We start from the raw sequence: 13,281 nt of genomic DNA, 5'->3' as shown, positions 1-13,281 counted from the left end.
GGCCTGCCAGACAGCGCCGGGCTTTTTTTTCGCCTGCCAATCAGGTCGCGTTCTGCGAAAAAACAGTACAGTTTTTGCTGACACTGCACTGTACTGTCGACTATTGTGGCAACTGTCCCAGTACACTTCTAAACTGTTCCGGTATTGTTTCACACAAGAATAAAATGCCCGTGAAATCGAGTGCTGCGTCATGACCAACCTCTTGCTCTACCAACGTATTGCCCAACAACTGGCCGAAGACATCCGCCGTGGTGTCTATCAACCGGGAGAGCGCGTGCCTTCGGTGCGCAAGATGAGTTCGCAGCTCAACGTCAGCCATGCCACGGTGTTGCAGGCATATGCCAACCTTGAAGATCAGGGGCTGATCCGCGCGCGGCCGCAGTCTGGCTACTACGTGCACCAGACCCCGGCGCTGACTGCGCCGACACCGGACATTGCCCGGGTCGAACGTCCAGGCCTGGTCACCCGCAGCAGCATCATTCAGCAGGTGTTGGTCGAATCCCGCCGCGAAGGTGTTTTTCCACTAGGCGCCGCGGTGCCCAGCGTGGACTATTTGCCGGTGCGGGCCCTGCATCAGCAATTGGCCAAAGTCACCCGGTTCCATAGCCCGCGGGCTTTCAGCTACATGTTCAGCCCCGGTTTCGAACCCTTGCGCCGACAGGTGGCGATCCGCATGCGCGATGCCGGCGTGGTGGTCGACCCTTCGGAAGTGGTGATCACCCACGGCTGCGTCGACGCCTTGCAGATGTCCTTGCGGGTGCTGACCCGGCCGGGTGACCTGATAGCGGCCGAGTCGCCGACTTACTACGGTTTGCTGCAGCTGGCCGATCTTTTGGGCCTCAAGGTCATCGAAATCCCTAGCGACCCGTCCACCGGCATGAGCCTCGAGGCCCTGCAATTGGCGGCCAACCAGTGGTCGATCAAGGCGCTGGTGCTGACCACTCGCCTGAGCAATCCGTTAGGCGGCACCATGCCTGAAGAGCGGCAGAAGCAGCTACTGCGCCTGGCGTCGGATTTTGACATCCAGATAGTCGAAGACGATATCTACGGCGAGCTGATGTTCGAGCAGGGCCGCACCAAATCGCTCAAGGCCTATGACCGGCTGGATCGGGTGATCTATTGCTCGAGCTTCTCCAAGACCCTGTCGCCGGGGGTGCGGATCGGCTGGATGATTGCTGGCAAGTACCAGCAGGAGATCCAGCGCTTACAGACCTTCAGTACCCATTCGGCCTGCAGCGTCACGCAGATGGGCATTGCCGCCTATCTGGAAAACGGTGGTTACGACCGCCATTTGCGTTACATCCGCCAGGAGTACCGCAAGAACCTCAGCGCATTCCAGCTGGCGGTGCAGCAGTATTTCCCCGAAGGCACGCAGATGACCCGGCCTACCGGCGGTTTCATTTTGTGGGTGAGTCTGCCGGGACGGGTCAACACCCAGGAACTGCATGTGCGAGCGTTGCAGCAGGGCATCAGTATCGCGCCGGGGCTGATTTTCAGTAACACCGAGCAGTTCAATCACTGCATCCGGCTCAATTGCGGGATCCCGTGGAACCGCGAAGCTGAACGTGCGTTGATGACCCTGGGCATGCTTGCCACCCAGCTCTGCCAGGAGATGACCGGCGGCTTTTGACCGGGCGGTTTCTGTCCGTGCTTGTCACGGGGCGCGCAACAGGCGAGCATATGCACCTCTGTCGTCTTTGCCGTTTGCATCGTTGGGTACATGAAGCCGATTTTTCCTGCCGTCTGGCTGTTGATCTGCCTGTTAGTGAGTGTTCAGCCGGCGTCCGTGAAGGCCGAATCCGTGCAGGAAAAACCCACCGCCAGCGATTCCCGGGCAACCCCGAAAAAAACCGCACCGGCGAATAAATCCGCACCGGCCAAAAAGGCAGCCGCGGTAAAAAAGCGCCCACCGATTGCCTCCAAGTCAAAACCGGCCAGCGAGGTGGTGAAAACCACAATACCTTCAGCCGACCTGGATTTGAGTCTGCCTAAAGACATGGTCGAAGAGCTGAAACCGGTCGGTACAGTTCCATTGCCCAAGCGCGACCCGGTATTGCCGCAAATGTTCGGTGACAAAAGCAGCCAGTTCCAGCTCAACGGCAGGCTGATCAACAACGAAATGCAGTTGCAAATGCGTAACGAAGAGCGCCGTGAAGTCGAAGGCGCAGCGCTGGAATTCGAGTTCAAGCGGTAAATCCCGCCTTTAGCTGACCTGCCAGCCAGACGCTTTGTCGGAGACTGGCCGGTCACGCCCGTTTGCAGGTAAATACCCAGGCAAGGGTAATTTAAAACAACTGTTTTAGCGGTTACTCTGTGTCCCGTCCTTTAACACATTGCTCGTCGCGAGGAGCTTTTCGTCATGAAATGCCGTGAGGGCTGTGGCGCCTGCTGCATTGCCCCTTCCATCAGTTCACCGATTCCCGGTATGCCCCATGGCAAAGCCGCCGGGGAACGTTGCCTGCAACTGTCTGCCGAAAACCTGTGCAACATTTTCGGTAAACCCGAGCGCCCGGCGGTGTGTTCGGCGTTCGAGGCCGACGTCGAGGTGTGTGGCGACAGCAGCGAAGAGGCTGTCCGGTTGATTGGCTGGTGGGAGCAAATGACAGCCGCGTGATGTGTAGGCTCGCACCTCCGATCACCTCCGAAAAAGCTGAAGGTGATCGGAGGTGCAAGCCCAACGAACGGAATTTCAACAATAAGGAATAAGATTATGGGTTCGCTGCATCGTATCGCTGTGCTGTGTGGGTTGACGGCTGTACTGGCCACTTCGGTCGCCCAGGCCGAGGACTGGAAAGTCGCCAGGAACGAAGACGGCATCAAGATCTCCCTGAGTGAAGTGGCCGGCTCCGACTACAAAGCCTATCAGGGCGTCACCCTGATGAAGACCACCGTGGCCAAACTGAGCGCGCTGCAGGAAGACGTGGTCGGCGCCTGCGCCTGGATTCACGAGTGCAAGACCCAGAAGTTGCTCAAGCACGAAGGCGATCAGAGCTGGACCTACACGCAGTTCAATACGCCATGGCCGGTTACGCCGCGTGATTCGGTGCTGCATATCACCACGATCGCAGGCGCCGATGGCAGCCTGACGCGCAAGCTCGAGGGCGTGCCGAAATATCTGCCTGAAGAAAAAGGCTTTGTCCGGGTCACGAAGGTCGATGGTTTCTGGAAGTTCGTACCCAAGGGCGATCAGGTTGAAGTGACCTATCAGGTGCATACCGAGCCGGGTGGTAGCGTGCCATCGATGGTGGCCAACAAGTTTGTGGTGGATGCGCCGTTCAACACCTTGAAAAACCTGAAGGCTTTGGCCGAGAAATAAAAGCGGGTGCCACCTATTCCCTGTTGTAGGAGCGAGCATGCTCGCGATGAACCCGAGAACGACGCGGGGCGCCAGGCTTCCCGCGTAATCGTTGACGACCATCGCGAGCAAGCGTCGCTCCTACAGAAATCTTTAATGTGTTTCCGAATATTCGTTGCACAAAATTTTCACAAAGCCTCCAAGACAATCCCCCCGCGCCGCCATCGACAAACAGTAATCAATGGCAATGCCGCGATTGATCGTGCAACATTTGCGCACCGCGCAAACCCCGGGGTCGAGTACTGGCCAACAGAGGGCAGGGCGCAGCTGTATTTTCGAAACTTCAACTTCCAATGGGTCCTAAAAACGACATGGCAATCCCGGACGTCCTGAGTCAGAAGCGAGCATCGAGTCGCTTGCTGCAACCGACCGTCAAATCGCATCTGGCCTACACACTGTTGTGCGCCCTGGTCATGATGGTGATGTTTTCCGTGCTGCGCCTCGCGCTGCTGGTCTACAACCGCGAAATGATCCTAGACACACCGGCCGCGACCTTTCTCGAAGCATTCGCCAATGGCTTGCGTTTCGACCTGCGCCTGGTGGTCTACCTGAGCGTTCCGCTCGTGCTGGCGCTGTTCAGTGCCCGGGCCATGGCGGCGCGGGGGATCTTCCGTCTCTGGCTGACGGTGACCTCCAGCATCGCGCTGTTCCTGGGCCTGATGGAGATGGACTTCTACCGTGAATTCCACCAGCGCCTCAACGGGTTGGTCTTCCAGTATGTGAAGGAAGACCCGAAAACCGTGATGAGCATGCTCTGGTACGGTTTTCCGGTGGTTCGCTACCTGCTGGCCTGGGCTGTCGGTACCTGGATCCTGAGCCTCGCGTTCAAGGGCGCCGACCGTGCTACGCGTCCTCGTGGCCCTTTCAGCGGCGGCAGCATCGGCACCCGGCAGGTTGCCCCTTGGTACTCGCGCGCCATGGTGTTCGTGGTGTGCCTGCTGATCTGCGTGGTCGCGGCCCGCGGTACCTTGCGTCAAGGCCCGCCAATGCGTTGGGGTGATGTCTACACCACCGATTCCAACTTCGCCAACCAGTTGGGCCTCAACGGTACCCTGTCCCTGGTGGCTGCGGCGAAGAGCCGGTTGTCCGAAGATCGCGATAACATCTGGAAAGCCACGTTGCCTCAACCGATGGCGCAGCAGACCGTGCGCGACCTGCTGGTGATGAAAGACGACAAACTGGTGGATGGCGAAACCGCCGCGGTACGCCGCGACTACACACCGCCGGCCGACAAGACCCTGCCGATCAAGAATGTCGTCGTGATCCTGATGGAAAGCATGGCCGGTCACTCGGTGGGTGCACTGGGCGCACCGGGCAACATCACGCCGTACCTCGACAAGCTGTCGAAGGAAGGCCTGCTGTTCGACCGCTTCTTCTCCAACGGTACCCACACCCACCAGGGCATGTTCGCCACCATGGCCTGCTTCCCGAACCTGCCGGGTTTCGAATACCTGATGCAGACCCCGGAAGGCAGCCACAAACTGTCTGGCCTGCCGCAGTTGCTCAGCGCTCGTGACTACGACGATGTGTATGTCTACAACGGCGATTTCGCCTGGGACAACCAGTCGGGTTTCTTCAGCAACCAGGGCATGATCAATTTCATCGGGCGTAACGACTTCGTTAACCCGGTGTTCTCCGACCCGACCTGGGGTGTGTCCGACCAGGACATGTTCGACCGTGGCCTGGTGGAGCTCAAAGCCCGCGATGGCAAGGACAAGAAACCCTTCTATGCCTTGCTGCAAACCTTGTCCAACCACACGCCCTATGCGTTGCCGACCCCATTGCCGGTCGAGCGCGTAACCGATCGTGGCAGCCTGAACGAACATTTGACCGCCATGCGCTACTCGGATTGGGCGCTGGGTCAGTTCTTCGAGAAGGCGCGCAAGGAGCCTTACTTCAACGAAACCCTGTTTGTCGTGGTCGGCGACCACGGTTTCGGCAACGAGCGCCAGATCACCGAAATGGACCTGGGCCGTTTCAACGTGCCGATGCTGATGATCGCACCGGGCATCCAGGAAAAGTTCGGCGCTCTCGACCACACCGTTGGCACTCAAGTCGACATCGTGCCGACCATCATGGGCCGGATCGGTGGCGAAGTGCGTCATCAGTGCTGGGGCCGCGACTTGCTCAACCTGCCGGAAGGCGATACCGGTTTTGGCGTGATTAAGCCATCGGGCAGCGAGCAGATCACCGCAATCATCACCGCGGACCAGATTCTGGTTTTGCCGAAGGACAAGGACATGGCTCCGAAGATGTACCAGTACGAACTGGGGGCTTCGCCTCGTGCCGTGGTCATTGCGGATGCACCGCGTACCGCTGAACTTAAAACCAAGCTCGAAGCGTTCCTGCAAACGGCGACCAAGAGCCTGATCGACAACACCGCCGGTGTGGTCGACAGCAAGCCTGATTAAACAGTGATGCAATAAAAAAGAGGCCCTTGAAAAAGGGCCTCTTTTTTTTACCGGTCAGAACTTCATATCTTGCCGAGCAACAACAGGATCAGTATCACCACCAACACCGCGCCGATGATACCGGACGGGCCATAACCCCAATTTCTGGAGTGCGGGAAGACCGGTAGACCACCGATCAGTAACAGGATCAGAATGATCAGAAGAATTGTGCCCATGTCTGTTTCCTTGCTGTAAGTATTAGGAATGACCTAGCCGTTATCAGTCAGCGGGAATGTCATTTATTCGAGCTGCTTAAAAAATCCGACCGCAGCGCAGGGCAGAAAATTCCAAGTTTTTTTGCTGTTTTTAGAACTATTCCCTATTCCATCTGCTGTAGCGTTAGTTGCTTGAGCCGCGTCCGGGGTTTGTTCGGGGCATTCAGCAATCTGATAGAGCGTGGGTAGGCCAATAGCCTTCGCTACACTCGACGCATCTTCCCCGGAACAACAAGGCAGTTTGCTATGCAAAATCGCATGATGATCACTGGCGCAGGCTCTGGCCTGGGTCGCGAAATCGCGCTGCGCTGGGCGCGCGAAGGCTGGCAGCTGGCCTTGTCGGATGTCAGCGAGCCCGGCCTGCAGGAAACCCTGAAGCTGGTGCGAGAAGCCGGTGGTGACGGGTTTATCCAGCGTTGTGACGTGCGTGATTACAGCCAGCTGACCGCCTTCGCACAGGCTTGCGAAGTGAAACTGGGCGGTATCGACGTCATCGTCAACAACGCGGGCGTGGCCTCGGGCGGATTCTTCAGCGAGCTGTCCCTGGAGGACTGGGACTGGCAGATCGCAATCAACCTCATGGGCGTGGTCAAGGGCTGCAAGGCCTTCCTGCCGTTGCTGGAGAAGAGCAAGGGCAAGATCATCAACATCGCGTCGATGGCGGCGTTGATGCAAGGCCCGGCCATGAGCAACTACAACGTGGCCAAGGCCGGCGTGGTGGCGTTGTCCGAAAGCCTGCTGATCGAACTCGCGCATCAGGAAGTCGGCGTACATGTGGTTTGCCCATCGTTTTTCCAGACCAATCTGCTGGACTCCTTCCGCGGGCCGACGCCGGCCATGAAAGCCCAGGTTGGCAAGTTGCTGGAAAGCTCGCCCATCAGTGCCGCCCATATTGCCGACTATATCTACCAGCAGGTCGCCGCCGGCGACTTCATGATCCTGCCCCACGAACAGGGCCGCCTGGCCTGGGCTCTGAAGCAGAAGAACCCGCAACTGCTCTACAACGAAATGACCTTGATGGCCGACAAGATGCGCGCCAAGGCCAAACAATCCGCAAGCTGAACTTGCCCGCACGGAACAGCCTCGTTAGGGTGGCCGCCATCGGCCATCCTCGCGAGACGTTCGCATGCTCAATTACCTGTGGTTTTTCCTCGCCGCGTTGTTGGAAATCGCCGGTTGCTTCGCCTTCTGGATGTGGTTGCGCCAGGGTAAAAGTGTCTGGTGGGTGGTGCCGGCGTTACTCAGCCTGACGTTGTTCGCGTTGTTGCTGACGCGAGTAGAGGCGACTTATGCAGGCCGTGCCTATGCCGCTTACGGCGGTATCTACATCATTGCTTCGATTGGCTGGCTGGCAGTGGTCGAGCGGATTCGGCCACTGGGCTCCGACTGGCTCGGCGTGGCGCTGTGCGTGATCGGGGCAAGCATTATCCTGTTCGGCCCGCGCTTCTCGGCCTCCTGACGAATCGGCCCTTGATTGAAGTGGCGTGTCAGGCATTTCCTTCAGCAAGGCAATCCTGTGGTTGTAGGTTTGGTCTGGATTGCCGTGGCTGCCTTGTAGGCCCGCCGTGCACCGGGCATCTTCAAGGTCCGGTAACCCTGAAGGACCAAAGCCATGCTTGTACTGAGTCGCGTAGTCGGCGAATTGATTTCCATCGGCGACACCATTTCGGTGCGCATTATTGCCGTCAATGGCGGCAACGTGCGCTTCGGCATCGAAGCCCCGCACCATGTCAACGTGCACCGTAGCGAGATCTACGAGCGAATCCAGCGCAAGCTGGCGCGAAACAAAAAATCAGTCGAATAGATGCTTGGGCACGTCATGCTTGAGCATCAGCTGGCATTGCTCGCTCTCCGGATCGAAGACAATCAGGGCCTGGCCCTTGGTCAATGCCTGGCGAACACGCAATACACGGGTCTCCAGCGGCGTGTCATCGCCATTGTCGGTACCGTCGCGGGTCACGAAATCTTCGATCAGGCGGGTCAGGGTATCGACTTCAAGTTGGTCGTGGGGAATCAGCATAGGTACCTCGGTCAAATCAATGGCGCGATGCTACGGCGAATGGGAGGTCGCCGCTAGCCTACGGATTTGCATTGTTTGATCCGGCCTCTTCGCGAGCAGGCTCGCTCCCACAGTTAACCGCGTACCCCCTGTGGGAGCGAGCCTGCTCGCGAAGGCGTTAGATCAATCGACGAAAATACCTGACTCAGCTATTGGACCGCTGTCCCACCAGGCTATCTACCGACGGCACCCGCGTATCGCTTTCCATCTGCGTCTCGTGTTCGATCTGGTGACTGAACCGGTCCAGCGAACCCTTGGCCGGCTGTGCGTCGCTGGCGAACACCGGCGGGCTGAGGATGTAGGCGCCGAGCAGGCGACTAAGGGCGGCGAGACTGTCGATGTGGGTGCGTTCGTAGCCGTGGGTGGCGTCGCAGCCGAAGGCGAGCAGCGCGGTGCGGATGTCATGGCCGGCGGTGACCGCCGAGTGAGCGTCGCTGAAGTAGTAGCGGAACAGGTCGCGGCGTACCGGCAACTCGTTGTCACTGGCCAGGCGCAGCAGGTGCCGCGACAAGTGATAGTCGTACGGCCCGCCGGAATCCTGCATCGCAATGCTCACCGCGTGCTCGCTGGAGTGCTGGCCAGGCGCGACGGGCGCGATATCGATGCCGACGAATTCACTGACGTCCCATGGCAACGCCGCCGCGGCGCCACTACCGGTTTCCTCGGTGATGGTGAACAGCGGATGACAATCGATCGCCAACTCCTCGCCGCTGTCGACGATCGCTTTCAACGCTGCCAGCAACGCCGCGACGCCGGCCTTGTCGTCCAGGTGACGGGCGCTGATGTGGCCGCTTTCGGTGAACTCCGGCAACGGATCGAAGGCGACGAAATCACCGACGCTGATGCCTAGCGAGTCACAATCGGCGCGGGTCGCGCAATAGGCGTCCAGGCGCAACTCGATGTGATCCCAACTGATCGGCATTTCATCCACGGCGGTGTTGAACGCGTGCCCCGAGGCCATCAAGGGCAGCACACTGCCGCGGATCACGCCGTTGTCGGTAAACAGGCTGACGCGGCTGCCCTCGGCAAAACGGCTGGACCAGCAACCCACGGGGGCGAGCGTCAGGCGCCCGTTGTCCTTGATGGCGCGCACGGCGGCGCCAATGGTGTCCAGGTGGGCGGAAACGGCACGGTCCGGGCTGTTTTTCTTGCCCTTGAGGGTGGCGCGGATGGTGCCGCGACGTGTCATCTCGAAGGGAATGCCCAGCTCTTCCAGCCGTTCGGCGACGTAACGCACGATGGTGTAGGTGAAGCCGGTGGGGCTCGGAATGGCGAGCATTTCCAGCAGGACTTTCTGCAGGTAAGTCAGGTCCGGTTCTGGGTATTGGCGGGTCATGGAAACTCCTGATGGGATCGGGGACTACACGGCCGGCTGACTATGCGGAAACAACAAATCCACAAACCGCTCGGCCGTCGGCTGTGGCTCATGGTTGGCCAGTCCGGCGCGCTCGTTGGCTTCGATAAACACGTAGTGCGGTTGATCGGCGGCAGACACCATCAGGTCGAGCCCGACCATGGGAATATCCAGCGCCCGCGCCGCGCGCACCGCAGCCTCCACCAGCGTCGGGTGCAGGATCGCGGTGACGTCTTCGAGAATCCCGCCGGTATGAAGATTCGCCGTACGCCGCACGAACAGATGCTCGCCAGCCGGCAGTATGCTGTCGTAGTCATAACCCGCTGCCTGCAAGGTGCGCTCGGTCTCCTGGTCCAGCGGGATCTTGCTTTCGCCACCTGTAGCTGACTGGCGCCGTCGACTCTGGGCTTCGATCAGCGCGCCGATGGAGTGTTGGCCATCGCCCACCACCTCGGCCGGCCGACGAATCGCCGCGGCGACCACTTCGAAGCCGATCACCAGAATCCGCAGGTCGAGGCCTTCGTGGAAGCTTTCCAGCAGCACGCGGCTGTCGAACTGGCGGGCGGATTCGATGGCTTGCTGGACGTCTTCGATGGTTTGTAAATCTACCGCCACGCCTTGTCCTTGCTCACCGTCCAGCGGTTTGACCACCACCCGATGGTGTTCGTCGAGAAACGCCAGGTTGTCATCGGCGTTACCCGCCAGTTGCTGCGCGGGCAGGTTCAGGCCAGCGGCCGTGAGCACTTTATGGGTCAGGCTTTTGTCCTGGCACAGGCTCATGCTGATGGCGCTGGTCAGGTCGCTGAGGGACTCGCGACAGCGTACCCGGCGTCCACCATGGCTGAGGGTGAACATGCCGGCTTCGGCATCATCGACCTGAACATCGATGCCGCGACGGTGCGCTTCTTCGACGATGATCCGCGCGTACGGATTGAACGCCGCTTCAGGGCCAGGGCCGAGAAACAATGACTGGTTGATGCCGTTCTTGCGCTTGATGGCGAAGGTCGAGAGGTTGCGAAAGCCGAGCTTGGCGTAAAGGTTTTTCGCCTGGCGATTGTCATGCAGTACGGACAGATCAAGGTAACTCAGCCCGCGACTCATGAAGTGTTCAATCAGATGCCGCACCAGCACTTCACCGACGCCGGGCCGCGAACAGCGCGGATCGACCGCCAGGCACCACAGGCTGCTGCCGTGTTCCGGATCGTTGAAAGCCTTGTGATGATCGAGGCCCATGACGCTGCCGATGATCGCGCCGCTGTCCTCGTCTTCCGCCAGCCAATACACCGGACCGCCCAGGTGTCTGGGGGTCAGCAAGCTGACATCGATCGGCAGCATGCCACGTGCGTGGTAAAGCTGATTGATGGCGTTCCAGTCGGCGTCGCTCTGGGCGCGGCGAATGCGAAAACCGCGGAACACCCGGGTGGCCTGTCGGTAATCGCGGAACCACAGGCGCAGGGTATCGGACGGATCGAGGAACAGTTGGGTCGGCTCCAGCCCCAGCACTTGCTGGGGCGCGGCGACGTAGAGCGCGATATCGCGTTCGCCGGGCCGCTCGTTGAGCAACTCCCGGGCCAGGCTGGCGGCATCGGCGAAGGTATGGCCGATCAAGAGCCGGCCCCAGCCGCAATGCACGACAATCGGCTCGGCGCCAAGAGTGCTGCCGTCTTCGGCCAGGCGCGCCTGCAAGCGTTCGTAGGAGGGCGTCTGGCCGCGCAACAAGCGCTGACTGATAGCCGTGGTGTGAGGTTTCATCGGTCAGATTCCTTGTTCGCTGAGCCACAGGTTCAGGGCCGCCAGTTGCCACAGCTTGGAGCCGCGCAACGGCGTCAATTGACCTTGCGGGTCAGTCAGCAGGCGGTCGAGCATGGCGGGGTTGAACAGGCCGCGATCCTGGCTCGGATCGAGCAGCAGTTCGCGCACCCAGTTCAGCGTGTCACCCTGCAAGTGCTTGAGACCGGGTACCGGAAAGTAACCCTTCTTGCGGTCGATCACTTCGCTTGGAATCACCAGGCGCGCCGCTTCCTTGAGGACTTGCTTGCCGCCATCGGGCAGTTTGAATTTGCCCGGCACCCGCGCTGACAATTCCACCAGGCGATAGTCGAGAAACGGCGTGCGCGCTTCCAGGCCCCAGGCCATGGTCATGTTGTCGACGCGCTTGACCGGGTCGTCCACCAGCATCACCGTGCTGTCCAGGCGCAGGGCTTTGTCCACCGCCGCGTCGGCACCGGGCTGTGCGAAATGTTCCTTCACGAAGTCGCCAGCAGCGTCATTGGCCGTCAGCCATTTCGGCAGCACGGTGGCGGCGTAGTCGTCGCAACTGCGGTCGAAAAACGCTTCACGATAGGCCGCGTAAGGATCGCTGGCGCCGTCGACCTGCGGATACCAGTGGTAACCGGCAAACAGTTCGTCGGCGCCCTGGCCGCTTTGCACCACTTTGCAATGCTTGGCCACCTCCCTGGACAGCAGGTAAAAGGCGATGCAGTCGTGGCTGACCATCGGCTCGCTCATGGCGCGGAAAGCGGCGGGCAGTTGTTCGATGATCTCTTTTTCGTCGATGCGCAGTTGATGGTGATGGGTGCCGTAGTGCTCGGCGATCAGGTCCGAGTACTGGAACTCGTCGCCGCGCTCGCCACCGGCATCCTGGAAACCGATGGAGAAGGTCGACAGGTTCTCCACGCCGACCTCCCGCAACAGCCCGACCAGCATGCTTGAATCGACACCGCCCGACAGCAGCACGCCGACGTCCACCGCCGCCCGTTGACGAATCGCCACCGCCTCGCGGGTACTGTCGAGTACGCGATCGCGCCAGTCTTCGAGAGTCAGGTTGATCTCGTCGGCGTGTGGGCCGTAGGGCAGGGACCACCAGGTTTTCTGCTCGGTGGTGCCGTCTGCTTCGATGCGCATCCAGGTGGCGGGCGGCAGTTTTTCGATACCGGCCAGCAATGTGCGCGGCGCCGGGACCACGGCGTGGAAATTCAGGTAATGATTGAGCGCCACCGGATCGAGGATCGGGTTGATGTCGCCGCCCTTGAGCAACGCTGGCAACGCGGAGGCAAAGCGCAGGCGCTGGCCGGTGCGCGACAGGTACAGCGGCTTCACGCCGAGACGGTCACGGGCGATGAACAGGCGCTGGGCGTCGCGCTCCCAGATAGCGAAGGCAAACATGCCGTTGAGCTTGGGCAACAGCGCTTCACCCCAGGCGTGAAAGCCCTTGAGCAGCACTTCGGTGTCGCCGCCGGAATAGAAGGCGTAACCGAGGCTTTCGAGCTCGGTGCGCAGTTCCGGGTAGTTGTAGATCGCGCCGTTGAAGGCCAGGGACAGGCCCAGTTGATTGTCGACCATCGGCTGCGCCGATCCGTCCGACAGGTCCATGATTTTCAGGCGACGATGGCCCAGGGCAATCGGCCCCTGGCTGTGAAAGCCCCAGGCGTCAGGGCCGCGAGGTGCCAGGTGATGGGTGATTCGTTCAACGGCTGCAAGGTCTGCAGGTTGATTGTCAAAACGTAACTCGCCAGCTAATCCGCACATAAATTCCTTACCGGTTTTTCCGTTGGGGAGGTCAATCGATACCCGGCCAAAACGGCGGGTACTCAGAAAATGACCCGCTGGGATACTGGGAGTTTTAGATCGATAAGTAATAAGCAGGTGTTGCTGGGGGAACAGCAGCCAAGGCAGAAATGCGCATGCTGTGGTGGTAATTATTGATGTGATGCATAGGAGTAGCTGTTTGGATGCACGCCCGTTCGACCCGGTATTCGAATTATTAAATGCCTGTCGAGCTTCATAAACTGAGGGCCTCTCAGCGCAATAAGGATATTGCTCATGCTAACCACAACAACCAAGCCCGC

At 59.8% G+C, this 13,281-nt stretch carries 13 protein-coding genes; 8 read left to right on the top strand and 5 right to left on the bottom strand.

The window, feature by feature from the left end; translation table 11 throughout:
* Window positions 1-190: 190 nt before the first annotated feature.
* From ACA058_RS23170 to ACA058_RS23150, 5 genes are all read left to right on the top strand, one after another.
* Window positions 191-1,630, top strand: coding sequence for an aminotransferase-like domain-containing protein (locus ACA058_RS23170; RefSeq protein WP_432668509.1), 1,440 nt, complete (start codon window positions 191-193; stop codon window positions 1,628-1,630).
* A 90-nt stretch (window positions 1,631-1,720) separates the two neighbouring features.
* The gene (locus ACA058_RS23165; protein WP_497636065.1) at window positions 1,721-2,194 is read left to right on the top strand and encodes a translation initiation factor 2; all 474 of its coding nucleotides are present in this window, start codon (window positions 1,721-1,723) and stop codon (window positions 2,192-2,194) included.
* Window positions 2,195-2,359: 165 nt separating this feature from the next.
* Window positions 2,360-2,614, top strand: a complete 255-nt coding sequence (locus ACA058_RS23160) for a YkgJ family cysteine cluster protein (RefSeq protein WP_497636064.1) — start codon at window positions 2,360-2,362, stop codon at window positions 2,612-2,614.
* Between the two features lie 96 nt (window positions 2,615-2,710).
* Window positions 2,711-3,316, top strand: a complete 606-nt coding sequence (locus ACA058_RS23155; RefSeq protein ID WP_497636063.1) for an START domain-containing protein — start codon at window positions 2,711-2,713, stop codon at window positions 3,314-3,316.
* A 350-nt stretch (window positions 3,317-3,666) separates the two neighbouring features.
* On the top strand, window positions 3,667-5,766 hold the full coding sequence (locus ACA058_RS23150) for an LTA synthase family protein (protein WP_497639989.1): 2,100 nt from the start codon (window positions 3,667-3,669) through the stop codon (window positions 5,764-5,766).
* A gap of 62 nt (window positions 5,767-5,828) precedes the next feature.
* Here ACA058_RS23150 and ACA058_RS23145 read toward each other — a convergent pair whose 3' ends face one another.
* Window positions 5,829-5,981, bottom strand: a complete 153-nt coding sequence (locus ACA058_RS23145; protein ID WP_497636062.1) for a DUF3309 family protein — start codon at window positions 5,979-5,981, stop codon at window positions 5,829-5,831.
* Between the two features lie 285 nt (window positions 5,982-6,266).
* Here ACA058_RS23145 and ACA058_RS23140 point away from each other — a divergent pair, with 285 nt between their 5' ends.
* The 3 genes from ACA058_RS23140 to csrA all read left to right on the top strand — a co-directional run bounded on the left by ACA058_RS23140 (window position 6,267) and on the right by csrA (window position 7,824).
* Complete coding sequence (locus ACA058_RS23140) at window positions 6,267-7,082, top strand: SDR family oxidoreductase (RefSeq protein WP_497636061.1); 816 nt, start codon at window positions 6,267-6,269, stop codon at window positions 7,080-7,082.
* Between the two features lie 64 nt (window positions 7,083-7,146).
* On the top strand, window positions 7,147-7,479 hold the full coding sequence (locus tag ACA058_RS23135; RefSeq protein WP_497636060.1) for a YnfA family protein: 333 nt from the start codon (window positions 7,147-7,149) through the stop codon (window positions 7,477-7,479).
* A 153-nt stretch (window positions 7,480-7,632) separates the two neighbouring features.
* Window positions 7,633-7,824 (top strand): carbon storage regulator CsrA, encoded by a 192-nt coding sequence (csrA, locus tag ACA058_RS23130; protein ID WP_497636059.1) that lies wholly within the window; start codon window positions 7,633-7,635, stop codon window positions 7,822-7,824.
* Here csrA and ACA058_RS23125 read toward each other — a convergent pair.
* The 4 genes from ACA058_RS23125 to ACA058_RS23110 all read right to left on the bottom strand — a co-directional run bounded on the left by ACA058_RS23125 (window position 7,813) and on the right by ACA058_RS23110 (window position 12,961).
* Window positions 7,813-8,040, bottom strand: coding sequence for a YheU family protein (locus ACA058_RS23125; protein WP_003199186.1), 228 nt, complete (start codon window positions 8,038-8,040; stop codon window positions 7,813-7,815). The genes csrA and ACA058_RS23125 overlap by 12 nt on opposite strands.
* 184 nt (window positions 8,041-8,224) lie before the next feature.
* Window positions 8,225-9,415 (bottom strand): osmoprotectant NAGGN system M42 family peptidase, encoded by a 1,191-nt coding sequence (locus ACA058_RS23120; protein WP_497636058.1) that lies wholly within the window; start codon window positions 9,413-9,415, stop codon window positions 8,225-8,227.
* A gap of 24 nt (window positions 9,416-9,439) precedes the next feature.
* Entirely contained in the window at window positions 9,440-11,185 is a 1,746-nt protein-coding gene (ngg, locus tag ACA058_RS23115; RefSeq protein ID WP_497636057.1) for an N-acetylglutaminylglutamine synthetase, read from the bottom strand.
* 3 nt (window positions 11,186-11,188) lie between these two features.
* Window positions 11,189-12,961, bottom strand: a complete 1,773-nt coding sequence (locus tag ACA058_RS23110) for an N-acetylglutaminylglutamine amidotransferase (protein ID WP_497636056.1) — start codon at window positions 12,959-12,961, stop codon at window positions 11,189-11,191.
* Between the last annotated feature and the right edge of the window lie 320 nt (window positions 12,962-13,281).

This window comes from Pseudomonas sp. LBUM1649, assembly GCF_059716155.1.
This window is presented reverse-complemented; position numbering and strand designations above follow the sequence as displayed.